The organism is Ignavibacteriales bacterium, assembly GCA_016709155.1.
Taxonomy (GTDB): Bacteria; Bacteroidota; Ignavibacteria; order Ignavibacteriales; family Ignavibacteriaceae; genus JADJEI01.
In genome coordinates this window covers 114,855-139,540 of record JADJEI010000001.1, presented here as the reverse complement: position 1 = coordinate 139,540, position 24,686 = coordinate 114,855, and the positions used below count along the sequence as shown (strand labels likewise).

Sequence of the window (24,686 nt, the reverse complement as noted above, 5' to 3'; positions counted from 1 at the left end):
ACTACCACGTAATGTTCTTTAATGTAATTCATTTGCTTTTAAAAAATTTATCTTTGTCCACGTGCCCATATCGTGCATTTTAGGTTCAAATTTAGAGCTAACTTGGTGATAATTGAAGACAGTAAGACTATTCTTTATCGTATTATAATTAGAGTAGTAAATTAGTTTTCGTATACTTTTTTTAATTAGACTTTCCATTAAACAAAAATTATATTAAGAAATTTTTTACGAACTCGTTATAATTTATTTCTGCATTAAAATTGATTAAGAAATTTTTTCTGGCTTCATTTTTTTCTTCTCAATCTTGTCTATTTCTACTAAAACAGATTTATTGTTTCTGCAATTTCAATTTCATTAGGTTGTGAAGATAATAAATAACTCGTTATTTCCATTTACTATTTCTGGTATACCACCTAATGCTGGAGCTATAACAGGAATTCCAAAATTTTGTGCCTCAATAATAGATACTGGTAGTCCCTCTGAATCACTCGTATTAATAAAGATATCAATTAAATTATTCTTATAGTATTCCAATAGTTCATCGTTATTAATATTACCGCGCAAATTAATTTTCAAATTTGAAGAAGGAAGCCTACGAATAATTCGTTGAATATTTTCAATTCTGACCCACTTCCAAAATGATTCCATTCTATTAGCAATTCTGGATTTTGATCTTGAGTCTTATTAAACTTCTTAGAAGCAAATCAATTGCTTCTACTTTTTCCATTCGTGCACAAGAAATTATTCTTAGAGCATTATCTGTGGAATGTTTTGCCATAGAATACTGGTCTTGCATTCCCAATTTGAAAATGTGGTATTTTTCTTTAAATGCAGGGTATTTTGCCAAGATATAATCATAACCAGCAGATGAGATCAAAATAAGATGATGGAGATGTTTAATTGTTACAAACCTCAAAGGGATATAGCCATTTTTTTGTTCTTCGTATAAGTCTGTTCCATGGGCACGGCTTATAACTATGACATTCTTATGACGATTTGCAAATAAACCTAGTCCTAACGTCCTATTTTCAGTCCAAAATGTATAACAAATAATCTGTCCGAATTCGAGTATAGTTTTTGAGTATGTTGTATTTCCATCCATTTTTTGGTTCTTGTTGCTTCTAATAGAAAAAGAATGATTTATAAATTCTTTTATAGAATCAACTTTTGTTAAATTTTTAAGTGTTTCTTGAAAAAGATATGCATTAATAAAAACTAAGAAAATATTTTTTATATATTTTATAGGATGCTTTTCATGGATGTATTGGTTGTAAGAAAGATCGACTGTAAATGAGTTCTTTAATTTTAGATTATTTTTTCAGTGAGTATTTAGGAATGATGTAAATTTTATTAAAAATCTTTTAAGATATTTGATTTCATTATTAATGAAAACATTTTCTGGTGTATCACCAAACGGGTAATTAAAAAAGCGTTTGGAACTGTTATTAGTAGTTTTCTAATATTATTTTTATAATTCTGTCTTACTGCAGACAAGAATTCAACTGGATTATCAATATGTTCTAAAATTTCGCCGAGGATCATTCCATCCCAAGTCTCATTAGATATTAATTCTATTTTATCTTTTGCGGTTACATCGCCAAAAAATATATTTTCATAATTGTAATGATCCTTGATAAATTTTATAGCATTTGTATCAATATCTATACCGATTCATCTTGAAGCCACTTCACTAATTCTTTTATGTAACCATGTATTTTTTTAAATTTTCTCATGGATTAATGGTATGTGATCACAGCAACGACATATCTTTTATTTTTTTATTTTTAGAAAAATTCTCAAGCAATTTTATTCGACTAGTGATAGTATTTTCCTTCTTCGAAATTAATATTTTTAAGCTATTTGAAAATTTTTCTCCGTTCAAATATTTAATAGTTTCTTCTTTAAAAAGCATATCTTTTTCTATAATATAGGTTAGTTATAATTTTAATTATTTAAAGTAGTTGCCTTACAAATATTTCTAATCCACATTATCGTATAAAATGAAAATCCAATTACAAAAATAGAAATATAAAATAATGCATTTGCTAAATTAATATTATTCAAAAAAAGAATAGTCATTATAACTGGAATACCAACATTATTAATAGTCGTAATAAAAAATATTTTTTTTGTTTGTCCTAGAATCATCGGTACAGATGAAATAGGGGATAGTACAAAATTCATTAACAACCATGGAGTAAGATATTGTGAATAAACCCCTGCTTCCCTCCATCTTTCACCAAATACAAATGCAAATATCTGAGGTCCCAAAAACAATAATGGTAAGAATAAAATGATTCCTCCTAAAAATAAGTATAATATAATTTTTTTTGTAAAAGGCCAGATATTCGTTTTGTTATTCCTATATTTCTCACTCGCTGATTGGAAAAACACCTGCCTTATATTATTGCCGATAAGTACCAAAGGCTTTCGAAGAAGATTATTTGCAAAAAGAGAACAATCCAAGCACAGAGGCACTAAAAAAATGATTTATAATAAAAATGATTCCATTTTTACTGAATATATCTATGAAACCATATGACGGACTACTATATTTAGGAAACTGATCATATTTTTGCCAATTGAACCATCTTTTTGAGGTTTATCCTATAAAATATTTTTTATCATCTTTTAAATGTACTGCGACCCAACCCCAGTGTTGATGTAAATTCACCTAATATCATTCCAACTATTAATCCACCTGAAATAAAATCAAGTAATCCAAAAATTATTTTAGATACAGATTGTGTTATTGACTGAGTTATTTGTCTAAAAGAAATTCTACGATATTTTTTATACCTGCTTGCCCAGACATTCAAGGACTTGAAGCTGCCTAAGATCAAAATCTCAATCGGAATGAGAAACAACCAGCCAGCCAGTTCGGGACTGTTTAATAAAATTGCAATTTTATAATTAAAAATAAGAATTGTTAGAGCCGATATGATAGTAACTATTAACGTTATCAATAAAGATAGTATTAAAAGGTGAAAAGCTTCTGAATCATCTTCCGGTAGCATAATCGCGAGTTCGTATTGCATGGAAGAGAATATTAATAAAAAACTTTCTATGGCAGCGAAAATGGCAAGCAGACCAAATTCACTAGGAGGAAATAATCTTGCGATGAAGGGTGATGCAATAAGTGGAATGATTTGTGCGATTACACTTCCTGAAAAAAGTGTTAAAAAGTTTTTTGAAAATTGGGATTTATTAAACTTAAGTTTTAATATATTAATTAATTCACTGATTCTCATTGCTTAGAAGCATTACCCGCTGAATAATACTTTATCGTTTCTTTTAAACCATCATTGAAATTAATTGTTGGTTTAAAATTAAGATTTTTCTTAATTAAATCTATATTAGCAAAACTATGCTTAATATCCCCTGCCTTGGTTCAGCGTAAATTGGCTTTGCTTCTTTATGCAACAGGTTGGCAACCTGTGCTACGAGTTCGTTCAAAGTAACCTGTCCATGGCAGGCACAGTTCATTACAATTCCTGCTTCCACTTCTTTAGTTGCTGCAAGTATATTTGCTTCAACTACATTAGCTACATAAGTAAAATCACGGCTCTGTGTTCCATCGCCATAAATAGTCGGCTGCCGGTTATTGGATATGAGTTTAATAAATTTTGGAATTACAGCAGAGTATTCGGAGTTGGGATCCTGTCTTGGTCCAAATACATTAAAATATCTTAATACTACGGTTTCAATTCCGTATAAACGGGAAAAAACCTGGCAGTATTTTTCGCCCGCTAACTTACTAACTGCATAAGGGGATAGGGGATTAGGCATCATACCTTCGTGCTTCGGCAGTTCAGGGTTATCACCATAAACAGAAGAAGAAGAGGCATAAACGACCCGCTTAACTCCGGAATCTTTCAGCTTCAAGAATATTTAGAGTTCCACAACATTAACTTCATTACTTGTAATAGGATCATTGATAGAGCGGGGCACAGAAGGAAAAGCCGCCTGATGTAAAATTACATCTATACCTTTAACTGCTTTCTGAACGATATGAAAAGAGCGGATATCCCCCTCAATCAGTTCAATATCATTTTTAAAGTCCTTCAGATTCTCCCGCTTCCCTGTAGAGAAGTTATCTAATACACGTACAGCGTGTCCGCGTTTAAGTAGTTCCTCAACAATGTTAGAACCAATAAAGCCGGCACCGCCGGTAACTAAAAATCTCATAATAAATTATAAAGGTTAAATGATAAATTATAAATTCTTAATTATTTGCAATTCAATTTCTAATTTCTAATTCTTAATTTCTAATTGAATCCATTATTTCTTTGCCGATTTGGAATATATAGCACCAAGAATTTTTTTTAATTCTTCTGATTCCTTGAGTAAATATTTCAATTGATTATCAACTTCGCTAATCTCAAAAATAATTCTTAACCAGTAGTTCGATTCACGCATTTCTTTTAGAGAATGTTAATTTTATTATAAAAATCTGGTTTTGATATTGCCCTTGAGCTTCCTCATAATTTGCGCCACTGGAAGAAAAGATTTAATAAGTTGGTATTTAATGGAATTTCATATTCTTTCCTCTCGGTAATGCTCTACAAAATTTTATGATTCTAACTGCAAAATCAAATAATCTGTTTCCTAATCCTTCGTCCATAGTTCAATCATCAATTTCTAATTTCTAATTCTTACTTTCTCCCAAAGGGATTCCTATGGCATAATTTATAATTTACAATTTCTAATTCTTACTTTCTCCCAAAGGGATGCCTATGGCATAATTTCTAATTTACAATTTCCAATTTATAATTTCCAATTTCTCCCAAAGGGATGCCTATGGCATAATTTCCAATTTCCAATTTGAAGTTAATCCGTTAATTTATAAATCAATAAATTTACCCATGCACAAATGGTACTTAAATCAGATTATTAGTTTTGAGTAATTCTTTGACATCTTTAAATGGAATTCCGGGTTCGTTAATAGTTTCGTTTTTCGCTTTTCTTAAATCTATTAGGTCCTCATAATCTTCCAATGCCTGTTTTATTTTTAGATAGTCATTGTACGGTAAAACAACAAATTCATTTTCACCATCTTTTTTAATTATTTGGGGTTCCAGTTCCATATTCATACCTTTCATTAGTAAGCATCTTTTCTGTGTTTTATTCTATAAATAATTATTTTGTTTTCAATAATTTCAAACAATACTCGGTAGTCTCCTGATCGCAGTCTATATTCAGGAGTGTAATTGGTCAATTTTTTAATATCACCTTTCATTCCATTTTCTAAAATCGCAATTTTGACTAACAGTTTCCTGGCATCCGAATTGTTTATTTTATGTAAATCTTTTAGAGCGGTACTTTTAAATTCAATGATGTATTTCAATGATTGTTCTATTACTCTTAATTCTTTTTTCTCTCATTTTATTTCTAATAACACTCAAATGGACAGACAATCATTCAATCATCCAATCCTTCATTCTTCCGTAAATCCGTGAATTCAGTGCAGTAAATTAAAATTCTGCCCGAATAGCTAAAGAAATAAATTCAAAAATTTCAAAATGAATTTATTAAAAAAATTATAGTTATAAAAATAAAACCGCCTCACCTAAATCCTCTCCAAAGGAGAGGACTTTTAAAATTCATTGCAAAGCCATTCACAATCAAACTGTAGGGAGCGGACTCCCGTCCGTTCCGAACGCTTTGTATCAAAACATCGGGAAGGGCAAGCCCTTCCCCTACAACAATTTTTGCAAGCATTAAAATGTAGGGAACACGGCTTGCCTGTTCCACCTGTTTTTTAAATCTCAATAAATGAAATTCCCTCTCTTTATAAGAAGATCCCGCCCCCATATTAACCATCTCGTCTGCGGGACAAAAATCCCGCCCCCGGAACGTATATCTCATTTGCGGGAAAGAGGGGTAGGGGTGAGTTCACTTCACGGTAAAATGAATTGAATAATATAAAAACAACAAGAGGTTGTCCCATAAGTCAAGCCTTATGTGTCATTCCTGTGTGGCATTACCAGGTATCCAACAAATCCAATTCATTCAGCAAGCACATTAACATTTTCAATTGTTCAGATTTTGTCATTTAATATTGTCACCGATCTGCCATTGCGTTTAGCTGCATAGATTCCCGTTTTCACGGGAATGACAGACAAACATGTATATCAACGGCAACTGCTACAATTTATTGAAGAATCAAAACGTAGGGAACGGACTCCCGTACGTTCCGAATGCCTCCCGTCCGTTCCGGATCTCTTTCCTAAACCGTCAATTCATTATGGGGTAATGGTATGATAGATAGCAGGCGAATATTTTGGTTTCGGTATTATAATTTTATTTTCTTTAGCCGAAAGCAGCCATGACTGTTTTGCCTTTAAAACATTTGTTAATGCTTCATCGGGTGTATTGCCGAATGCAGAACAGTTCTTAAGATCGGGGATGTCTGCGATATATCCCTTATCCTCTTCGCTATAAAATATGTTAATGTGATAATCTTTCATTCTTTTTCCTTTAAAGATAAATTATGTTTTTCAACGAGAGTTAAAAACTGATTAATTTGGTAAGGTTTAACCTGCCCCTTAATATTCTGGATATTAATCAATTCTTTTACAAAAGGGTGTACGAAGATATGATGACTTCCATTAATTCTGTCCATTCTAAATCCAAATGCCTCAATTAAGTTTTTAAAATCACTAAAAGAAACATTTTGTTTATTCGTTAAGATTTTCTTTAAAAGTTTTTTTTTATTCATTTTTTTTAGATTAAATGGATCAAAAAAAATGTATCATTCAAATTATTTTAATTAAAAGATAATTATACTTGCTTTCGTTTAGCTTTACATAAAATCAATTTTGAATACAGTACTGTTTTTGCTGAAACAAAAGTAAGTAATTTTTTTAACTATCTGAAATACTCATCTGTAATCCACCGGGAGAAGCAGATAGTAATGCGCTTAATGCAGAGTCACATCAATGCCCTAAACAGCTTGATGGTTAATATGAAAACTTCTTATGTCTCCTTCAATGAGTTCGATATCATTATTAAACTCCTTCAGATTTCCCCGCTTGCCTGTACCGCGTTTTGTGATTTCATCAAATCCGATACCCCTCTCTTACAAAGTCGTAGATCCCGCCCCCGGAACGTATATCTCATTTGCGGGAAAGAGGGGCAGGGGTGAGTTCACAAAAAACCTCCAAGGTTACAGGGCAAAACCTCGGAGGTTTCTCTGTCATCCTGCCTGCTACTATGTGGAGCCAGTCGAAGTGCAATTTCCCACCTGTCATCCTGAGCCTGACGAAGGACTTCCTCATCCTGCCTTCCGGCAATGCCAGCAGTTTGCTGAATGCGTAAATTAAGTCCTTAAGTTATTCTTTTCTGCCAATACAAGGGTTTTCTATGTAAATGAGACAAAGCCCAAATTGTAATATTTTTATTTTTTTCAATTGTGAAGAGAATCTTATAAGGAAATTTTGGGATATATGCTTTGTAAATCTCATCTGATTCTAGTAGATACCAGTTAGGGTACTTTTTTATTTTTTTTATCTGCATTAATACAGATTCTTTAAATTTTTTTCCCACTCCCTTCGCTTGAAGTTCATACCATTCAATTGCTTCCTCTAATTCCTTCACTGCCAGCTCATGAATCTTAACTTGCATTGAACAAAGCGTCAAAATCTAATAATTTTGCTTTCCCTTGATTAACTGCTTTAATTCGTTCATTCACTTCATTTTGCCAGGCTAAACGAACTTCATCATCTTCACGTTCCAAACTTGCAAGTATTAATTCTGCAAACATTACGCGTTCATTTGGCGGTAAATTCAAGGCTTTTTCTAAGAGCATAGTATCCATAATAATTCTCTCCACTTCATTTATGAAAATATTAAATTATTCAGTGATGTTAATTGGTTGACTATTAAAACTCTTTTATTTTTTTACAGCACATATAGGTTGATCCATTAAAACCAATTTCAACCTATGCCAAAGCGATCACTCTGTAGTTAATCATCAATTCTACATTGTTCATTTTACATCCTAAATTGATATCATTAACTTCAATAATTTCAAAATGAATTTATTAAAAAAATTATGGTTAAGGAAATAAAAAAAAAGCCTCACCTTTCCATAGGAATCCCTTCGGGAAAATCCTCTCCAAAGGAGAGGACTTTTAAAATTCAATGCAAAGCCATTCACAATCAAACTGTAGGGAACGAACTCCCGTCATCCTCAGTACCAATACCATCGAAGGACTCCTGTCATCCTGAGCCTGTCGAAGGATGAGAATGCTTGCCCCGCAGAACGGGGTCGAAGGATGAGAATGCTTGCCCCGCAGAACGGGGTCGAAGGATGAGAATGCTCGCCCCGCAGAGCGGGGTCGAAGTGCGACCTCCCTCATCCCAATGTCAATTATAAACTATGAAGTGTTCTAAATTCTAAATTCTAAATTCTAAATTATAAATTATAAAGTGTTTGCAATTTCTCCCAAAGCGATGCCTATGGCATAATTTGTAATTGTAAATTTCTAATTGTAGCCCCCTCTGCCCGTAAGTAGGACGAAAAATATTCCCAGCTAGGGGAAGAAACTAAAATATTTTATTTGTTTAAGTTTCACAATTCAAAAGTATGTTTAATAATAAATAGATTGACTGAATGAAAGCAATAGAATGACTGATTTATGTGATTGGTTGAATGAAAGAAGTATATCCTTTTCTGTGCATTCATTCAATCGTCCAATCCTTTTCGATTAAATTCCTCTTCAAAACCCGGCTCGACGGAATAAATCTTAAATGATATAAAAAAATTAGATGTCAATTGAAAATACCTTTGCAAGTCCGTATTTTATTAGCTATAAAATATCTTCATCAACTTTACCAAGGTACTTTACAAATCTTTGCTCAGAAATTGATCTAACCTGGAAGCAATCCGCAGCAGAAACTTTTTTAAGATTATTAAGGCTATCTGGTTTTATTTTTATCATCCACGGTGCAATTTTATAACTATCTTTCCAGTCTGTAACGGGTACAATGATTTAAACGGCAGCCTGCCCAATATGTCTTCATTTACAATTACAGCCGGTCTGGTTTTTTCAATTTCAGCTCCTACTGTAGGATCAAGATTGATAAGCCATAAATCACCTTGCTTCATAAAAGTTCTCAAAATCAATTTCGGTAAAAACTGTTAACTCTATGTTAGATTTATATTCGTGTAGTAATTCAGCAACAGCTTTACCTAATTTTCCCTTAGTATTTTTTTCGCGGATAGATTTAAGAGCTTTTTCAATAACCACTAATCTGTCTTCAATCGGCAATTTAACTATTTGCTTTATTATTTCTTTTGTTTCCATAGTCTTTATATATAAATATTAATAAATAAAATTTCTAACCTGTTTTAGGCAGGTAAGTATGTAATTTCTCCCAAGGGGATGCCTAGGGCAGAATTTACAATTTCCAATTTCTGATATCTGACTTCTGATATCTGACTTCTGATATCTGACTTCTGATATCTGACTTCTGATCTCTGTATTCTGATTCTTAATATTTACTTTCTCCCAAAGGGATGCCTATGGCATAATTTCCAATTTACAATTTCTCCCAAATGGATGACTATGGCATAATTCTTAATTTTTAATTCTTAATTCTTAATTTCTGTCCCCTGCTCTCTAACCTCCACTCTTCCCAAACCCCACACCTGTCCCCCTGCCTGCTGGCATTGCCATCACTTCTTAGTAATTTACTATTATTTATAATCAGAGTATGGTTCTAATTTGTTCTTCAAAATGTTTTTGAATTTGAACCAGAGACACATTGTATTTAGGAGATAGGTGCGCAATGCTTTCATCCTCTATATCGCCTATATAAGTAAGCTGCATAGCGAATACTTTTTTTGTAATACCCGGTAAAAATTTAACTGCGAGATTGAAAATGTCCTCAATACTGAATTTTTCTTTATTCATTACATAGAGATCATAATAATCTCTGAATTTTGCTCTGAGCGAGAGAGTATTAATCTTCATTGCACAGAGCAATGGCAGGTCTGCAGCGTAAATATGATTAGTGATTTTAATTCTGTTTTCTTTAAGTGCCTGCCAATCATTAGCAAAGAAAGTGACTTTAATGCCGTCAATGAAAATGTCGAGATAAGTCTCCGATCTATTCGCAATTGACAATTCACGGTTTTCGGAAATTCGATTGATTAAACCATCCGTTTCAAGAGGAAGTTTTTTCCCCCAGGTAAAAAAATCCAGATCCTCAGATAACCGATGACTTAAATAATACGCGGCAGCACTTCCACCGACGAAAGTGAAACCGTTTAGAAATTCATAACAGGAAAGTTCGTTGAAAAGTGATAAAGTATTATCGGTTAAGAATTTCATTTATCCTTTCAATTCTACTCTTATTATGCAGCAATAAATATTTTTTGATAGTGTCATCATCATCGGAAATATTAAAGATAAATCTGGCGAGAAAATAATTTAGTTTTTCGAGCCGTTTATCAGGAATTAGTGTTCTCTCCCAAACACTTTTACACTTTTCTAAGCCAAATTTTTTAATGATTTCTTTTATGGGAGTAATATCCTCGTAGCGCAAAGTATGCTCAATTATAATATTCTGATTCATTCCAATTCCCGAAGAATTAGCATATCCGGGGTAGATGTTTAATTTCTTCATCGCGCTTTTAATTAGCAACTGTTTCTTTAAGTCTATTAAAACTAATTATCTGTTCAAAATTATATCCGCAAAAGAAAACTTCATAATGTTAACGATTAAAAATTTTACCAAAGGCATCACTTCGAGTTAAACTATACACTCTAAATGGATATCATTAACTTCAAAAAGTTTAAAGTAAATTTATTAAAAAAAATATGGTTAAGGAAATAAAAAAAAAGCCTCACCTTTCCATAGGAATCCCTTCGGGAAAATCCTCTCCAAAGGAGAGGACTTTTAAATTTAATGCAAAGCCATTCACCATCAAAATGTAGGGAACGGACTCCCGTCATCCTGCCTGCCACTATGTGGAGCTTGTCGAAGGGTGAGAATGCTTGCCCCGCAGAGCGGGGTCGAAGGATGAGAATGCTTGCCCCGCAGAGCGGGGTCGAAGGATGAGAATGCTTGCCCCGCAGAGCGGGGTCGAAGTGGGACCTCCCTCATCCCAATGTCAATTATAAACTATGAAGTGTTCTAAATTCTAAATTCTAAATTCTAAATTCTAAATTCTAAATTCTAAATTCTAAATTATGTCTCATCCCGATTATAACGGGATAAATTATAAAGTGTTTGCAATCTCTCCCAAAGGGCTGCCTATGCAGAATTTACAATTTTCAATTTTCAATTTCTGATATCTGACTTCTGACTTCTGACTCTGTATTCTGATTCTTAATATTTACTTTCTCCCAAAGGGATGCCTATGGCATAATTTATAATTCTTAATTTTTAATTCTTAATTCTTAATTTCTGTCCTCTAACCTTCCGTCTCCCAACTGTCATCCTGCCTGCCACTATGTGGAGCCAGTCGAAGTGCAATTTCCAACCTCCAACCTCCAACCACCAATTTCCAATTTCCCACCTCCCTCATCCTCTTCAAAACTTTTCTGTTGCAGCATCAATTAAGAATTTTTTTATTACATCATTATCAATTGGTGTATTCAAATAGATCACTTCCTCATCATAATTTATATCTTCAAAATAAGTAAGCTGTTCTCTAAAAAGTTTATCGTTAAAAACATTTCCGAATAATCCTTCGGCTCTTTTGATTATATCGTCTAATGAAAAATGATCTTTTAATAAAAAATAAATATCAACATAATCCTTCCATTTCCCTCTGCCGCCTAAAGCAAATGCTTTCATTGCTGCAAGATTAATCAGTGTTGGTATTTTTATAATACTTTCAAAATCAACTGTTTCATTTATGCTAAAAGGGTATTGAAAAAAAGTAATTTTTACATCATTGACCATAAAATGTATTTGATCTGCTTCTTCTTTTATTAATTGATTTAAGCTATGTCCGTTTTTAATCAGATAATTTTTAATGCTTTTTCTTTTGATAACTTTCGAGGTAAATAGATCAAAATCAATTGAGTATCTATGTCCCAGGTACAGAGCAATTGCAGTACCGCCCACTAAAATATAGTCATTAGAAAAATCCTTTAATAAGGATAATAGTTTAAGTTGATTTTCAGTTAAAATTTCTTTGTGCATGTCTTTGGAAATAGATGTTAAAGAAGTTGATAGTTTTTTTGCTATAGTTGGGTCTCATTCCGGCAATATGTTTAAAGAATGTTCCGGATACTTTCTCAATTCCAGCAATCTCAAAAAGCTTTTTAATATCTTTTACATACCCATAATTTAAAATTGCTTCTACAATAGAATCCAGGCTTAAAAATTCCTTTTTATCTTCCGGCACCCACCACCAAAGATAGCTGTGCTCTTTTATAAAATCTTTCATTTCAGGTGTGTGTTCTGTTTTTTCCATCGCTTTACTTTTGATTATACATTGCAGCAGGATATTTGATTTATAAAAATCAGAATTACTAAAATGGTTTTGATTAAATACAATTATTTTAATATTTAAATCTATTAAAAAAATTATGCTTATGGAAACATAAAAACGCCTCACCTTTCCATAGGAATCCTAAATCCTCTCCAAAGGAGAGGACTTTTCAAATTCGATGCAAAGCCATTCACAATCAAACTGTAGGGAACGGACTCCCGTCATCCTGCCTGCTACTATGTGGACCCAGTTGAAGGATGAGAATGCTTGCCCCGCAGAGCGGGGTCGAAGGATGAGAATGCTCGCCCCGCAGAGCGGGGTCGAAGGATGAGAATGCTTGCCCCGCAGAGCGGGGTCGAAGTGCGACCTCCCTCATCCCAATGTCAATTATAAACTATGAAGTGTTCTAAATTCTAAATTATAAATTATAAAGTGTTTGCGATCTCTCCCAAAGGGATGCCTATGGCATAATTCCCAATTTCTGATTTCTGACTTCTGACTCTGTATTCTGATTCTTAATATTTACTTTCTCCCACAGGCTTGTCCGGTTGAATAATATAATATTCAAGGGGGGTAAACCCCGCACTGCCTGCCCGGTGGAATTAGAATTTAGCATCATCCGATTTTAAACAGATAAAAATTCTTCTAAAGAAATGTCGGCTTGTTTTAATATGGCTCTTAATGTACCTTCCGGCATATCACCGGAATGGTTTGGGATTGTTGTATATTTTTTTTCTTTTGAGAGTACCAAATTTCGTGGCTTCCTGCAGCTTGGCGATAAAACTCGAACTCAAATTTCTTTAGAATTTTTACAATCTCCCGGTACTTGTATCCTGCTAATCTTCCCACCTTTAACAATCCTTAAATTAAATTCCAATGATAATAGGGTAATCAAATTTGAAAGCAGGATCAATCAATTTATCCGTTTGAATATCCTCTCGTCCGGCTTCATATAATTTTTTTACTATATCACGGGCAATTTCAATTGTTTCGGAAATAGTTCTACCCTGTGCGACTAATCCTTGTACTTCATCTGAAGTTGCAAGGAAATATCCTTCAGGCAGTTTTTCGATGTGAATATTAATAATTTTTTCCATGTTCATTTAATTTTTATGTTTAATTTAACAACCATTAAGCTAAATTGGAAATAGCGTTATTGATTTCAATTCCTTTACTTATTTAATCTTCGGAATAATTGAATTCTCAATTATTTCTTTAATACGTCAAATCCTCAATTCTTTAATTCACCAATTCGTTTCTTTAGTTAATTCATCATATTTGTCCAAAATAATTTTTTTGTAAAAATATTGAATGTTTTTGTCTAATTCTAAATACTCTCGTTTACTAATTGAACTATGAAACCGCCTCACCTTTCCATAGGAATCCCTTCGGGAAAATCCTCTCCAAAGGAGAGGACTTTTAAAATTTAATGCAAAGCCATTCACAATCAAAATGTAGGGAAAGGACTCCCGTCCGTTCCGAGGGGTGAGTTCACAAAAAACCTCCAGGGTTACAGGGCAAAACCTCATAGGTTTCTCTGTCACACTGAGTGGTGGCATTGCCACCATCGAAGGGCAATCTCCCTCATCCAATCTCCAACCTCCAATCTCCTATTTCTACTGAGTCCATAATATTGTTAGTACTGAATTATAATTCGGCATTGCAAGATTTTCTTCCCGGAAATAAGAATTATCACAATTATAATCCTGAGAAAACCAGGCTGAGGCAGGGACAAGATCTTCACCCTCCTGCATCGCATTACCCTTAAAGAAATCTGAAGCAGGTGAATCTTTGCTCACTTCCAGACCATTGGGTATCCATTTCAAAGGAAAGTATTCATTGATAGAGCTCCAAATTACTTTTCCATATTTATCTTTTGGATTTTCTTTACTGCTCATAATTACAGCAATTGGATATTTACCTATCAGGGAATATCTTAATGCAGCGGCACTCAACGTAACTCCAAAATAATCCGCAATATCCTTTATTACCTGCCTATTTATTTCAAGTTTCCTCGTGAATTCTGTAAACCACGGTTTATGCATAAGCAATTCTGCAGCGAATTGATTAGCTTTTTGTTCAAACAAATTCCCGAAGCTGAAACTCATAAAATCTTTTGCAGTGCAGTTAAATTTTCTAAGTGTACTGTTTCTTTCACTAAAATAATGCCCGAGTTCGTGAGCGAGCGTAAAGCGTTTTTGCCCGGACAATGAATTAGAATTGTTTATTCTAATAAGTCCAAATCCGTCACTGAAAACGATATTCCCCGCGTATGCTGCAGCCGCTGTTTCCTCAACAATTATGTATTCAGCATTAGCTATTTTTTCAAGATCCAGCTGCTTCGGTGAAGTAATACAATATTTTGTAATTACTAATTCGGCTTTGTGTTCGGGTTCATTATTCATTCGGCAGGTGGGGGATTATTTAAAGAATTTTTCGCTTTTTAACAGCATTCAATTTGTCAAGCTGATTTTCATCATTCGGCGAATCATTATTCTCCTCTAGACTAGCTTTGCGGTACGCCATTGGCTAAATTTTTATCTGAGATAGGGAATATCTCGTTATCAGACTGCTGCAAATAATCCTTGTTAATTTGCCTCAGGTAATTTTCTTTAAATGTTTCACCTTGTTTTAGAAGGTAATCAGCTTTTTTTTGTCTAAAAATTTTAGTTAAGTTTTCTGATATAGAATTGATATCTAAATTTTGCTCTTCGAGATATCTATTAAGCTGAGCCTCGTCTTCGAAATCCGAAAAAAGACAAAAATTTAACAGGGCGTCAAAATCTTTTTTGCCCGTGTGCACAAAACCTCCGGTATTAATTAGATTATTAAGTTTTAAGTTTGTAAAGAATACGTTTTTTTATATTTGCAACTTTGGCAACATCGTTATTAAAGTATTCAGCGATTTCTTTATTTGTTTGTCCTTCCCGCCATAAAAGGAAAACAAGTCCGCAATCATCATCAGGATTGTTGGGATCTCCTGTTAGTATCTTGTTCATGTTATCTAGTTCTTCCTTATTCTCAAAATCAGTAAAGATATAATTTTTTTCTGTTGCGTAACTATTAAAAGCACTTCGATTGCCTGCCTCATCTTCGTCAGGTAATGTAATTTCAGGATCCGATTCAACTACCCTTCTTGAGGCTACCAATCCTTCTATAATACTTGTCATAGATGAAAAAGCAAAATCATTAAAATTCGGGCACTTTTCTCGATTCCAGACCCGGCTCTTCACTAATACTCTTTCTGCAAATTCACTAATTATATCTTCGGCAGTAAGATGTCTTTCAAATCTATCTTTTCCATAGTATTTGAGCCATTTATCTTAACGACCCCCACCCAGTCTTTCAGTTGGGATTTATTAGGCAACGTTTCCTCGATTATTTTTATCGATTCTTCATACGGATCAATCAATTACATCCCCATTCTTTTGAAATAATTATAAGTCTATAAAAATATCTAGTGAACAAAATTCAATGCCTTAATATTGATAATCATTTGAATATATGATAAGAATAATTTGTCTTCTAATCATTAATTCGGTTAAGAAACACAGTTTTACGAAAAATTATAAAAATTATTCAACGATTAATTTTGTAAATCCATTTTTCATCCTTTTTATCAGGTCTTTTCAATATAAGGTGTCTAAAATTTCTGTTCTGAATACAAAACTGGACTTGATCCCGTGCAACCTGTCTGGCTGAAAATAATTGACTATAAGACAGTCCTTTGATGTTTTGACCTCAATGTGCCACTTTAATAAAGCAAATGTAAATCAAAAAATGAATTAATATCTCCTGGTGGGCTTCCTTTGTATGTAGGAACTTAGAAATATAATTTCCCATTTATCGACATGGTCTTACACGTAGACGATAAGAAAACATTTTGTTATTTTTTAACATACCCATCATCACACTTACAACTTATTTCATAATTCGTTATTATTCTTCAAATTCGTAGCAAGAATGGAAAAACATTGACACTAACTGTCTGTCCATTTCGGTTATGAGAGTCTGTTTTACGAAATATTTTTTTTTTTTACTTTTAGTAAAAAGCTGCTTATTGAACGAATTAATAAGTAGTGAAAAGTAAATTATTTATATATCGTATACGAACGAAGGCACTAAAAATTACTTCTCGAGTCAGATCAATCAGCGGTAGTTTTCCTTCTAAAATATTAAACAGGGTTAAGCGTGACATAAACAAAACCCTTCCCCTTCACGTACCTAAGCCGCACCTGAGTCGTTTAAAAGCCGCTCATTTGTCGCACCTGAGTCGTTTAAAAGCCGCTCATTTGCCGCACCTCATTCGTTTAAAAGCCGCTCTAATACCGTGCACGTTATCTCACAAATACCTTAAACCTAAGAAAAGATCAATGAGGCGAAAGGTAATGGAATGTTTCAAACACATCATAAATGGTCGTGCACCTCCGCCTTAATGTAGTTTAAAACTAAACAAAAGCAATTTCTGAATTGCGAAAAAAACTATTTAAATAATTTAAAAAACATTTAATAAAAATGGAGAATAATAATGGCTCAATTAAAAAAACACATCCTCGGAGAAGTAACCGGCGGTCTTGGCGATGTAGTATTCAAGAAAATAAAAGGCGAAAATTATATTGCCTCTAGGCCCACTGATTACACGATGGATATGAAGTCGGAAGCTGTCCTAAGACGTGCGCGTTTTAGGATAGCGATGAAGCTCGCACAATCAATGAATAAATCGTTGAGGTTAAAAGCGATATGGAAATCAAAAGCCCCTGAAGGACTAAGTGCTTTTAATTTCATGATGCAGCGTAACTATCCTTATGTTCAGGCAGAGACGATTGCTAATGGTATAAAGCTGACTCCCGATGTAGGTTTTGGCGTTGGTGTAACCGCCGTAAACTTGACCTCAACCGGCTTAACTGTGGATATCAGTGCTATCGGTACGAATGCCGGGATCATTACCGCATCAGAACCTAATATCGGTATGACTGCTGTTTTGTTCCTTAGTAATCCTGCCGATCCGCTTAATCCTGCTTATGATTATTTGACTTTACAATCGGGTAATTTAAGCACTAATTTGAACTCAGCTCTTTCTTTTGAAGCTGTGCTTTCAAATCAGGAAACTCAGTTGTTTAATCTCTATCAGGATCAAAAAGCATTTTTTGTACTTGCTACACTTGATGCTTCCGGTGCTGTAGTGCATTATTCAAGCACTGTACTTGCAGTCTAATCATTAACATCCTTCGCAGGTGAAATGCGCATAACCTGCAGTTAAAATGATTAACCCTTCTCCGCTCTCTTTCCTTCTGCACGTGAAGAGGGAAGGAGGGATGGGGGAGGGATTTTAATTTTAAGTAATCCGGTGAACATCAGCACATCAAATTTCTCCAGCAGCGGTCAGTTCAACTCTTCCATTGCCTCGATCTTTAGATCGGGCTGTAATAATAATAATAAAACCCCGGCTGTAGCCGCATACAAAAACAAAAAGATGTGACCAAAGTCCATTATAATTTTTCCCCATTTATCCGCGACCTAAAGCTCGTGGCAATACATCAAAAGAGTTAAACAAGAATGAATCACCTGTCACCCTGAGTGGTGGCATTGCCACCATCGAAGGACTCCTGTCATCCTGCCTGCCACTATGTGGAGCCTGTCGAAGGATGAGCCTGTCGAAGTGCAACCTCCCACATCCCAATGTCAATTATAAATTATGTCTCATCCCGATTATAACGGGATAAATTATAAAGTGTTTGCAATTTCTCCCAAAAGGATGCCTATGCAGAATTTACAATTTACAATTGACAATTTACAATTTTCAATTCAATTTATCTCAAAGGGATGACTATGGCATAATTTATAATTCTTAATTTTTAATTTTTAACTCTTAATTCTTAATTCTTAATTCTTAATTTTTAACTCTTAATTCTTAATTTCTGTCCTCTGCTCTCTAACCTTCCATCTCCTCACTGTCATCCTGAGCCTGTCGAAGGACAACTGTCACCTTGAGTGGTGGCATTCCATCGAAGTGTGAATTCATTATGGCATTGTCATCAGTCTTCGACAAGCTCAGACTGACAAAATGATACTTTTGAGACAGCCCCCTTTTAAAAATTTAATGCAAAGAATTTCAGACTTAAAAACCTCATAGATTTCTCTGTCACCATGAGCCATCGAAGGAACTGTCACACTGAGCCAGTCGAAGTGCGAATTCATTACATAATGTCATCCTAAGTGGTGGCATTGCCGCCATCGAAGTGCAACCTCCCACCACCCACAACCATTTCCCAATACCCATCATTGTACTGCCGATTTAATTACCTTGAGGATCTTTAAGGCTATGATAATAACATCCCGATGGGATTGAACCCCACTTTTACAAATACGGTGTCTGTTATTAAAGCCTGACAATTTTCATTACTGATCTTCAGATAAAAAAAAGACCGCCACGGTGACGGTCTTTAATTTAATAAATGATTGACGGACATTACTTCAATAAAATCATCTTCCTGGTTGATGCAAAACCACCCGCCTGCAATCTATAGAAATAAACTCCGCTTGGAAGATTGACTGCATTCCAATCTATCTCATAAATCCCTGCTCCTTTTACTTCGTTTACTAATGTTTCTAATTCTTCACCAAGTGCATTAAATATTTTTAGTATCACTTGCGAAGAGATTGGAATCGAATATTTTATTACGGAAGTACTGTTAAAAGGATTAGGATAATTCTGAACTAACGAATAACTAATGGACATCTCATTGTCATCCTGCGTAATATTACTAATTGCTGAAGTGTCTACTGCAAACGTAAACCAGCTTTCATTGCCATTGATCATATTATCATTTACAATGGTAGAATCATTTTCGTTTGCCGGACTGTACATATTGTCATAAGCCGTAACTGCGATAACATCGGTTATAGATAGTGCTGAGGAGATATACGAGATATTATTTCCCACATCAACAGAATGAGTGAAAGAAAAGCCGTTAAAACCACCATAGTAAATATGATATCCGGCAGCATCCGGTTCGGGATTGGGAAGCCAGGTTATTTGAACCTGCCCGCCGCCAAGGTCTGTTTTTATTGCATTTGCCGGCGGAGATAATGGAGCGGCAGTATCAGGTTCAGTTAAAAAAGGACTGTAGTTTACTATTCCCAAACTATTATCGTCGAACCAGTCGTATATTTTTGCCTGTATATCTGCATCATTTACTGTACCCCACCAGTTATTAGTGCTGACCACATTTGCAGAACCCTGGGCATTGTCATTGTACAATTCAATAAAAGCAGAGTTATTAAATATATTGTTGTTATTTATTTCAGGATGATCTGATGTTATATATATCGTTCTATTATAAATATTGTTATAGTCTGTATTTTTATTATCTACAATGCTGTTGAATTTAAGCCCGTCATTATAGCCATTTAATAAATAAACGCCTGCATCATCATTCGCAGTATTTCTGACAATATGATTATTAAGGATCATTGGTGAAGCAGCATCCCAGCAGTATATTCCTCCCCCGGTAATTGTCGCAGTATTATCAACAATTACATTATTATTGACGACAGATGAATTTCCCTGGAAATTAATTATGCCGCCCCCATTGGATAATGATGCATTATCAGATATTATATTATTATAAATAAAAGAAGAAGCTTTGTTATATATAGCCGCACCGCCGGCGTCAACATTAGCAATATTATTTGATGCCTCATTATTTATAAGAACGTTATTATAGATATAAGCAGTTCCGTGGTAGGCGTTACAAATACCGCCTCCATTATTTGCAGTATTATCATTGATAATATTATTTGAAACTATTATTGTCTTATAATTACCAACTGCCATATAAATACCACCGCCTTCAGATGTTGAAGAAGGATATGTTGTGCTGTTATTTGAAATAGTATTTCCCAAAATAAGAGATGTTGCTGCAATACCATCCCATTGATCGTTATAAATATATATGCCGCCTCCATTGGCTGAGGATACATTATTTGTTATGACTGAATTTGAAATTTTAAAACTTCCGCTCATATCAAACGCACGAATTCCGGAAGCGCTGTTATTTGTGATACTGCAGTAATTAATAAAAGGCGCAGCATTTTCAAGACGTAAAGCACCGTTATCAGTTACGCTTATGCCTCCGGCATACTGAATAATACAATGTTCGAGTATGCTTCCGCTGAGATAATTGCCATAAATATTATTTTCAAAGACTGCATCCGTACTTGCACTGCTAAAGTAAATATAGCCCCATGCACCGGCTGTGTCTGCAGTATTAGATGTAAAAGTAATTTTATGATCACTTGTTCCTTGAGCAATTAATGTTCCATCAATTTGAATTGATAATCCGCTGTTAAATTTTACAACAACACCTGGTTCAATAGTGAGTGTATAGCCGCTGTCTAACAAAGTATTACCGGTTACAATATATGGGCTGCCTGTGACCGTCCACGCAGTATTAGTTGTGATAATACCGCTGACATTGGTTTGAGCTTCTAATAAATTGCCTGTCAATGCAATGACTGATAATAAAAGAACACATATTAACTTTTTCATTTTTATTTCTCCTCTGTGTTTAATTGAATTACTTGTATAGAAAAAGTGATTAAGTATTTATAATAATTTTATGCTATTAGTCTAACTCCCGTTTTAAGTCTTGGTGGTGAATAAGTCCAATTGACCTGGTTGGTACATAAACGATAATACAAATTAGGGTGGGGTTCAGAAGTGAATATTATGGATCGCATTATAAATATTATTTTTAAAACTACAAAACAAACTTAGCTAATAAATCATAATGACAACAAGAGTGCCAACAAATAAGTTTTATATTTTTATCAATTTTAATAAAGAGACAATAAATTCCGTCATTTATACTTACGAATGATTTATTTTAGTAAAAAAATACCTCACACTATACAATTATGTTTAATTACAAAATAAAAAACTCCCACACCTGTCACTCTGAGTGGTGGCATTGCCACCATCAAAGGACTCCTGTCATCCTGCTTACCACTATGTGGAGCCTGTCGAAGGATGAGAATGCTTGCCCCGCAGAGCGGGGTCGAAGGGCAACCCCCCACCTCTCTGTCACTCTGCTTGCCACTATGTGGAGCAAGTCGAAGGGCAACCCCCCACATCTATGTCAACTTCTTTTGAAGTTACTTCTGTGAAAATTGAAAAAATTCTTCCTGTACTTTTACTTTTGCAGTGAGGACAGGCAACAGATTTTTTTAATCTTTATCTGAATCTAATGGATCAATTTATAATTTCTCCTAAATTTTTTACGTTAGAGTTCGTTATTCATCTGTTTCTATTCAGATGTAAATCATTAATCATACACTAACGATAAGCAAAGGATGCTCTATTATTGTATCTCTATCTTCTACGTTTTTTCTTAACGAAACTTTTAAATCTTTAATTAGAGGTTTTTATAATTGCAATTTTAACAAAGGACAATTGCTATTGTAAATTGCAGTTATGTCCTCAGCATCATAAGACAAAGATGTGTAATAAAGAGAACACCTGAATACTTTAGCTTACGCATTTGTAATGCTTCGATTCTGTTTAATACTTAGAACCTGATCCCGATTTATCGGGACAGGTTGACAAAAACTAACTTTGGAGACAGCCTCACCCGAGTTCTATTTTTCAGATGGTGCAATGAAATAGTTTGATCATTCAGAGTAATAAATATTACATTTTCTTGCATAAAAAAACTTGTTTCGATATATTTGCACGCTAATTCTGTATTAAAAAGCCGGGGTGGCGGAATTGGTAGACGCACAGGACTTAAAATCCTGTGGGAACTTGTTCCCGTGCCGGTTCGAGTCCGGCCCTCGGTACTTCATTCACTGAAATGAGGCTGTCTTAAAAATAATTTTTACTGTCACACTGAGCCAGTCGAAGTGCGAATTCATTATGGCATTGCCATTAGTCTTCGACAAGCTCAGACTGACAAAATGAGACTTTTGAGATATCCTCATTTTTAATTATAAATTGTTAATTGACCCGGGCTCTTAGCTCAGTTGGTTAGAGCGTCTGCTTGACGTGCAGAAGGTCAAAGGTTCAGGTTTTCCAGGGATGCCTCGAGCCCACTAGACCCGCATTGAAGAATGATTTCTATTATAAAAAGAAGCTTGATGTCATTGTAAGGTTGTCTTCCCAGAAACGGGAATCCATTGATTATGTATTTGATTCTAATTGCATCGCCAGTGGAGTAACTCAAGATTAGAAAATTATTTTTCAGAAGTCACAATAAACATAATGAACGATAAAATTAAAATATTATTTCCTGACGGTAACGAAAAAGAATTCGCAGCCGGAACTACTGCTTATGAGATTGCTAAATCAATCTCTTCCCGATTAGCTGATGATGTTCTTTCAGTTAAAGTTAATGGTATTGTTAAAGACTTGCATTCACCAATAAACGAAGACGCAAAAATACTATTCTTAACTTTTGATGACCCGGACGGTAAGCATGTTTACTGGCATTCGACTTCTCATTTAATGGCTCATGCCATTCAGGAATTATATCCCGAAGCAAAATTTGGTGTTGGTCCGGCAATCGAATCAGGCTTCTATTATGATATTGATATAAATACTCATCTTTCTGAAAATGAACTTAAAGTTATTGAAGATAAGATGATTGAGATATCTAAGAAGGATGAACATTTCAACCGGCAGGAACTTTCAAAAGCGGAAGCTGTAAATTTTTTCAAAGAAAAAGGCGATAATTATAAATTAGAAATTCTTTCTGAAATTGATGAGACTTCCGAGAAAATATCTATCTATAAAGAAGGCGGCTTTACCGATCTTTGCACAGGTCCCCACCTTCCTTCAGCCGGCAAAATTAAATTCGTAAAACTTCTTAGTGTTTCGGGTTCATATTGGAGGGGGGACGAAAAGAATAAACAGCTTCAAAGAATTTACGGCATTTCCTTCCCGAAAAAGAAGATGCTTGATGATTATTTATTCAGACTTGAAGAAGCAAAGAAGAGAGATCACAGAAAACTTGGCAAGGAATTAGAATTATTTCTTATAACCAATACTGTTGGAAGCGGCTTGCCAATTTGGCTTCCAAAAGGAACTATACTCCGCGAGACTCTCGAAAATTATTTAAGAGAAGAGCAAAGGAAAAGAAATTACCTCCCCGTAATTACTCCGCATATCGGGAATATAAATCTTTACAAAACCAGCGGGCATTACCCGTATTACAAAGACAGTCAGTTTCCTCCGATAAAACTTGAAGGTGACAAAGAAGAATATTTATTGAAGCCGATGAACTGCCCTCATCACTTTCAAATTTATGCTTCAAAACCCAGGAGCTATAAAGATCTTCCGATTCGTTATGCAGAGTTTGGGACTGTTTATCGTTACGAGCAATCGGGAGAATTAAATGGGCTTACCCGTGTGCGTTCTTTTTCGGTAGATGACTCGCATATTTTTGTACGGCAGGATCAATTGAAAGATGAAGTTTGCAATGTTATCGAATTGATTCAGGTTGTATTCGCTCAAATGGGTTTTAAAGATTTTACAACACAACTGTCTTTCCGTGATAATAATCTTGAAAAGTATGGCGGTGATGTTGCTCTTTGGGAAAAAGCTCAGCAGGAGATTAAAGAAGCTGCTGATTTAATGAAATTAGATTATTATATTGCTGAAGGTGAAGCAGCTTTTTATGGACCTAAAATTGATTTTATGGTAAAAGATGCTCTCGGGCGCAAATGGCAATTGGGAACTGTACAGATTGACTATGTCATGCCTGAAAGATTTAATCTTGAATATATTGGAAATGACGGACAAAAACATAGACCTGTAGTTATTCACCGCGCTCCGTTTGGTTCGCTTGAAAGATTTATTGGAGTGTTGATAGAGCACTTTGCAGGTGAGTTTCCATTGTGGTTAGCGCCTGTTCAATTAATTGTTCTTCCTATTTCACAAAATTTTTCCGAATATTCGCTTAAGGTTTTTAATGAATTGAAAGCAAGCGGCTTCAGAGTTGAGCTTGATGATAGAAACGAAAAGATTGGTTATAGAATAAGAGAAGCTGAAACCACTAAAATTCCGTATATGATAATCCTTGGTGAAAAAGAACAGAGTTCAAATACAATTTCGGTTCGACAGCACAAGAAAGGCGATCTTGGTTCTTTCACTTTGAAAGACTTTTCTGAAAAGATCAGAGAAGAAATTAATAGTAAATATATTTCTAAATAATTAGAGAGGTTTCTAATCGCT

General features: G+C 34.4%; 28 protein-coding genes, 1 tRNA gene and 4 pseudogenes. 3 read left to right on the top strand and 30 right to left on the bottom strand.

What is annotated here, in order from left to right; all coding sequences use genetic code 11:
- Window positions 1-354: 354 nt before the first annotated feature.
- The 27 genes and pseudogenes from IPH11_00750 to IPH11_00620 form a co-directional block, all read right to left on the bottom strand.
- Window positions 355-648 (bottom strand): glycosyltransferase, encoded by a 294-nt coding sequence (locus IPH11_00750; protein ID MBK6912265.1) that lies wholly within the window; start codon window positions 646-648, stop codon window positions 355-357.
- A 4-nt stretch (window positions 649-652) separates the two neighbouring features.
- On the bottom strand, window positions 653-1,102 hold the full coding sequence (locus tag IPH11_00745) for a hypothetical protein (protein ID MBK6912264.1): 450 nt from the start codon (window positions 1,100-1,102) through the stop codon (window positions 653-655).
- Between the two features lie 842 nt (window positions 1,103-1,944).
- Window positions 1,945-2,271 (bottom strand): hypothetical protein, encoded by a 327-nt coding sequence (locus IPH11_00740; GenBank protein MBK6912263.1) that lies wholly within the window; start codon window positions 2,269-2,271, stop codon window positions 1,945-1,947.
- A gap of 353 nt (window positions 2,272-2,624) precedes the next feature.
- Window positions 2,625-3,251, bottom strand: a complete 627-nt coding sequence (locus IPH11_00735) for an oligosaccharide flippase family protein (protein ID MBK6912262.1) — start codon at window positions 3,249-3,251, stop codon at window positions 2,625-2,627.
- A pseudogene (locus IPH11_00730) lies at window positions 3,248-4,188 on the bottom strand (SDR family oxidoreductase). The gene IPH11_00735 and the pseudogene IPH11_00730 overlap by 4 nt, the downstream one beginning before the upstream one ends.
- A gap of 93 nt (window positions 4,189-4,281) precedes the next feature.
- Window positions 4,282-4,624: pseudogene (locus IPH11_00725) on the bottom strand (four helix bundle protein).
- Window positions 4,625-4,880: 256 nt separating this feature from the next.
- Window positions 4,881-5,087 (bottom strand): type II toxin-antitoxin system Phd/YefM family antitoxin, encoded by a 207-nt coding sequence (locus IPH11_00720; GenBank protein MBK6912261.1) that lies wholly within the window; start codon window positions 5,085-5,087, stop codon window positions 4,881-4,883.
- A gap of 14 nt (window positions 5,088-5,101) precedes the next feature.
- Window positions 5,102-5,347 carry a type II toxin-antitoxin system RelE/ParE family toxin gene (locus IPH11_00715; protein MBK6912260.1) on the bottom strand — a complete coding sequence of 82 codons (246 nt, stop codon included), beginning with the start codon at window positions 5,345-5,347 and terminating at the stop codon, window positions 5,102-5,104.
- 218 nt (window positions 5,348-5,565) lie between these two features.
- Window positions 5,566-5,772, bottom strand: coding sequence for a hypothetical protein (locus IPH11_00710; GenBank protein MBK6912259.1), 207 nt, complete (start codon window positions 5,770-5,772; stop codon window positions 5,566-5,568).
- Between the two features lie 473 nt (window positions 5,773-6,245).
- Window positions 6,246-6,470, bottom strand: coding sequence for a type II toxin-antitoxin system HicB family antitoxin (locus IPH11_00705; protein ID MBK6912258.1), 225 nt, complete (start codon window positions 6,468-6,470; stop codon window positions 6,246-6,248).
- The gene (locus tag IPH11_00700; GenBank protein ID MBK6912257.1) at window positions 6,467-6,721 is read right to left on the bottom strand and encodes a type II toxin-antitoxin system HicA family toxin; all 255 of its coding nucleotides are present in this window, start codon (window positions 6,719-6,721) and stop codon (window positions 6,467-6,469) included. The genes IPH11_00705 and IPH11_00700 overlap by 4 nt, the downstream gene beginning before the upstream one ends.
- Window positions 6,722-7,329: 608 nt before the next feature.
- On the bottom strand, window positions 7,330-7,626 hold the full coding sequence (locus IPH11_00695; GenBank protein MBK6912256.1) for a type II toxin-antitoxin system RelE/ParE family toxin: 297 nt from the start codon (window positions 7,624-7,626) through the stop codon (window positions 7,330-7,332).
- Complete coding sequence (locus IPH11_00690; GenBank protein ID MBK6912255.1) at window positions 7,616-7,819, bottom strand: addiction module protein; 204 nt, start codon at window positions 7,817-7,819, stop codon at window positions 7,616-7,618. The genes IPH11_00695 and IPH11_00690 overlap by 11 nt, the downstream gene beginning before the upstream one ends.
- Before the next feature lie 316 nt (window positions 7,820-8,135).
- Entirely contained in the window at window positions 8,136-8,363 is a 228-nt protein-coding gene (locus IPH11_00685; protein MBK6912254.1) for a hypothetical protein, read from the bottom strand.
- 450 nt (window positions 8,364-8,813) lie between these two features.
- Window positions 8,814-9,112 (bottom strand): annotated as a pseudogene (locus IPH11_00680) (type II toxin-antitoxin system PemK/MazF family toxin).
- Window positions 9,099-9,311 carry a hypothetical protein gene (locus IPH11_00675; GenBank protein ID MBK6912253.1) on the bottom strand — a complete coding sequence of 71 codons (213 nt, stop codon included), beginning with the start codon at window positions 9,309-9,311 and terminating at the stop codon, window positions 9,099-9,101. The pseudogene IPH11_00680 and the gene IPH11_00675 overlap by 14 nt, the downstream one beginning before the upstream one ends.
- A gap of 402 nt (window positions 9,312-9,713) precedes the next feature.
- Window positions 9,714-10,340, bottom strand: a complete 627-nt coding sequence (locus IPH11_00670) for a nucleotidyl transferase AbiEii/AbiGii toxin family protein (protein ID MBK6912252.1) — start codon at window positions 10,338-10,340, stop codon at window positions 9,714-9,716.
- Complete coding sequence (locus tag IPH11_00665; GenBank protein ID MBK6912251.1) at window positions 10,321-10,635, bottom strand: hypothetical protein; 315 nt, start codon at window positions 10,633-10,635, stop codon at window positions 10,321-10,323. The genes IPH11_00670 and IPH11_00665 overlap by 20 nt, the downstream gene beginning before the upstream one ends.
- Before the next feature lie 300 nt (window positions 10,636-10,935).
- Window positions 10,936-11,115: a hypothetical protein gene (locus IPH11_00660; GenBank protein ID MBK6912250.1), complete on the bottom strand. Its 180-nt coding sequence runs from the start codon at window positions 11,113-11,115 to the stop codon at window positions 10,936-10,938.
- 429 nt (window positions 11,116-11,544) lie between these two features.
- Window positions 11,545-12,162 (bottom strand): nucleotidyl transferase AbiEii/AbiGii toxin family protein, encoded by a 618-nt coding sequence (locus tag IPH11_00655; protein ID MBK6912249.1) that lies wholly within the window; start codon window positions 12,160-12,162, stop codon window positions 11,545-11,547.
- Window positions 12,140-12,436, bottom strand: a complete 297-nt coding sequence (locus tag IPH11_00650) for a hypothetical protein (protein ID MBK6912248.1) — start codon at window positions 12,434-12,436, stop codon at window positions 12,140-12,142. Before IPH11_00650 ends, IPH11_00655 begins: the two co-directional genes overlap by 23 nt.
- Before the next feature lie 214 nt (window positions 12,437-12,650).
- Window positions 12,651-12,830: a hypothetical protein gene (locus IPH11_00645; GenBank protein ID MBK6912247.1), complete on the bottom strand. Its 180-nt coding sequence runs from the start codon at window positions 12,828-12,830 to the stop codon at window positions 12,651-12,653.
- 249 nt (window positions 12,831-13,079) lie between these two features.
- Window positions 13,080-13,303, bottom strand: a pseudogene (locus IPH11_00640) (type II toxin-antitoxin system HicA family toxin).
- 17 nt (window positions 13,304-13,320) lie between these two features.
- A complete protein-coding gene (locus IPH11_00635; protein ID MBK6912246.1) occupies window positions 13,321-13,551 on the bottom strand; it encodes a DUF1902 domain-containing protein in 231 nt (76 codons plus the stop codon).
- A 519-nt stretch (window positions 13,552-14,070) separates the two neighbouring features.
- A complete protein-coding gene (locus IPH11_00630) occupies window positions 14,071-14,859 on the bottom strand; it encodes an ImmA/IrrE family metallo-endopeptidase (protein ID MBK6912245.1) in 789 nt (262 codons plus the stop codon).
- Window positions 14,860-14,960: 101 nt separating this feature from the next.
- A complete protein-coding gene (locus tag IPH11_00625) occupies window positions 14,961-15,257 on the bottom strand; it encodes a hypothetical protein (GenBank protein MBK6912244.1) in 297 nt (98 codons plus the stop codon).
- A gap of 25 nt (window positions 15,258-15,282) precedes the next feature.
- Entirely contained in the window at window positions 15,283-15,624 is a 342-nt protein-coding gene (locus IPH11_00620) for a hypothetical protein (protein ID MBK6912243.1), read from the bottom strand.
- 1,358 nt (window positions 15,625-16,982) lie between these two features.
- Between IPH11_00620 and IPH11_00615 the strand changes: the two genes are divergently transcribed.
- Window positions 16,983-17,669 carry a hypothetical protein gene (locus IPH11_00615; protein MBK6912242.1) on the top strand — a complete coding sequence of 229 codons (687 nt, stop codon included), beginning with the start codon at window positions 16,983-16,985 and terminating at the stop codon, window positions 17,667-17,669.
- 147 nt (window positions 17,670-17,816) lie between these two features.
- Here the strand turns inward: IPH11_00615 and IPH11_00610 are convergent, their stop codons facing one another.
- The 3 genes from IPH11_00610 to IPH11_00600 form a co-directional block, all read right to left on the bottom strand.
- A complete protein-coding gene (locus IPH11_00610; GenBank protein ID MBK6912241.1) occupies window positions 17,817-17,960 on the bottom strand; it encodes a hypothetical protein in 144 nt (47 codons plus the stop codon).
- Window positions 17,961-18,923: 963 nt separating this feature from the next.
- Window positions 18,924-21,005, bottom strand: a complete 2,082-nt coding sequence (locus tag IPH11_00605) for a right-handed parallel beta-helix repeat-containing protein (protein ID MBK6912240.1) — start codon at window positions 21,003-21,005, stop codon at window positions 18,924-18,926.
- Window positions 21,006-21,358: 353 nt separating this feature from the next.
- Complete coding sequence (locus IPH11_00600) at window positions 21,359-21,589, bottom strand: hypothetical protein (GenBank protein MBK6912239.1); 231 nt, start codon at window positions 21,587-21,589, stop codon at window positions 21,359-21,361.
- A gap of 619 nt (window positions 21,590-22,208) precedes the next feature.
- Here IPH11_00600 and IPH11_00595 point away from each other — a divergent pair.
- Window positions 22,209-22,294: transfer RNA gene (locus IPH11_00595), tRNA-Leu, on the top strand.
- A gap of 421 nt (window positions 22,295-22,715) precedes the next feature.
- Entirely contained in the window at window positions 22,716-24,665 is a 1,950-nt protein-coding gene (thrS, locus tag IPH11_00590) for a threonine--tRNA ligase (GenBank protein ID MBK6912238.1), read from the top strand.
- The last annotated feature ends 21 nt before the right edge of the window (window positions 24,666-24,686 follow it).

What these genes read in the sequence shown, in the direction of transcription:
- IPH11_00750 (MBK6912265.1), bottom strand. Translation starts at nt 648, where the DNA reads ATGGAATCATTTTGGAAGTGGGTCAGAATTGAAAATATTCAACGAATT.
- IPH11_00745 (MBK6912264.1), bottom strand. Translation starts at nt 1,102, where the DNA reads ATGGATGGAAATACAACATACTCAAAAACTATACTCGAATTCGGACAG.
- IPH11_00735 (MBK6912262.1), bottom strand. Translation starts at nt 3,251, where the DNA reads ATGAGAATCAGTGAATTAATTAATATATTAAAACTTAAGTTTAATAAA.
- IPH11_00720 (MBK6912261.1), bottom strand. Translation starts at nt 5,087, where the DNA reads ATGGAACTGGAACCCCAAATAATTAAAAAAGATGGTGAAAATGAATTT.
- IPH11_00705 (MBK6912258.1), bottom strand. Translation starts at nt 6,470, where the DNA reads ATGAAAGATTATCACATTAACATATTTTATAGCGAAGAGGATAAGGGA.
- IPH11_00700 (MBK6912257.1), bottom strand. Translation starts at nt 6,721, where the DNA reads ATGAATAAAAAAAAACTTTTAAAGAAAATCTTAACGAATAAACAAAAT.
- IPH11_00695 (MBK6912256.1), bottom strand. Translation starts at nt 7,626, where the DNA reads ATGCAAGTTAAGATTCATGAGCTGGCAGTGAAGGAATTAGAGGAAGCA.
- IPH11_00690 (MBK6912255.1), bottom strand. Translation starts at nt 7,819, where the DNA reads ATGGATACTATGCTCTTAGAAAAAGCCTTGAATTTACCGCCAAATGAA.
- IPH11_00685 (MBK6912254.1), bottom strand. Translation starts at nt 8,363, where the DNA reads ATGAGGGAGGTCGCACTTCGACCCCGCTCTGCGGGGCGAGCATTCTCA.
- IPH11_00675 (MBK6912253.1), bottom strand. Translation starts at nt 9,311, where the DNA reads ATGGAAACAAAAGAAATAATAAAGCAAATAGTTAAATTGCCGATTGAA.
- IPH11_00670 (MBK6912252.1), bottom strand. Translation starts at nt 10,340, where the DNA reads ATGAAATTCTTAACCGATAATACTTTATCACTTTTCAACGAACTTTCC.
- IPH11_00665 (MBK6912251.1), bottom strand. Translation starts at nt 10,635, where the DNA reads ATGAAGAAATTAAACATCTACCCCGGATATGCTAATTCTTCGGGAATT.
- IPH11_00660 (MBK6912250.1), bottom strand. Translation starts at nt 11,115, where the DNA reads ATGAGGGAGGTCCCACTTCGACCCCGCTCTGCGGGGCAAGCATTCTCA.
- IPH11_00655 (MBK6912249.1), bottom strand. Translation starts at nt 12,162, where the DNA reads ATGCACAAAGAAATTTTAACTGAAAATCAACTTAAACTATTATCCTTA.
- IPH11_00650 (MBK6912248.1), bottom strand. Translation starts at nt 12,436, where the DNA reads ATGGAAAAAACAGAACACACACCTGAAATGAAAGATTTTATAAAAGAG.
- IPH11_00645 (MBK6912247.1), bottom strand. Translation starts at nt 12,830, where the DNA reads ATGAGGGAGGTCGCACTTCGACCCCGCTCTGCGGGGCAAGCATTCTCA.
- IPH11_00635 (MBK6912246.1), bottom strand. Translation starts at nt 13,551, where the DNA reads ATGGAAAAAATTATTAATATTCACATCGAAAAACTGCCTGAAGGATAT.
- IPH11_00630 (MBK6912245.1), bottom strand. Translation starts at nt 14,859, where the DNA reads ATGAATAATGAACCCGAACACAAAGCCGAATTAGTAATTACAAAATAT.
- IPH11_00620 (MBK6912243.1), bottom strand. Translation starts at nt 15,624, where the DNA reads ATGACAAGTATTATAGAAGGATTGGTAGCCTCAAGAAGGGTAGTTGAA.
- IPH11_00615 (MBK6912242.1), top strand. Translation starts at nt 16,983, where the DNA reads ATGGCTCAATTAAAAAAACACATCCTCGGAGAAGTAACCGGCGGTCTT.
- IPH11_00610 (MBK6912241.1), bottom strand. Translation starts at nt 17,960, where the DNA reads ATGGGGAAAAATTATAATGGACTTTGGTCACATCTTTTTGTTTTTGTA.
- IPH11_00605 (MBK6912240.1), bottom strand. Translation starts at nt 21,005, where the DNA reads ATGAAAAAGTTAATATGTGTTCTTTTATTATCAGTCATTGCATTGACA.
- IPH11_00600 (MBK6912239.1), bottom strand. Translation starts at nt 21,589, where the DNA reads ATGTGGGGGGTTGCCCTTCGACTTGCTCCACATAGTGGCAAGCAGAGT.
- thrS (MBK6912238.1), top strand. Translation starts at nt 22,716, where the DNA reads ATGAACGATAAAATTAAAATATTATTTCCTGACGGTAACGAAAAAGAA.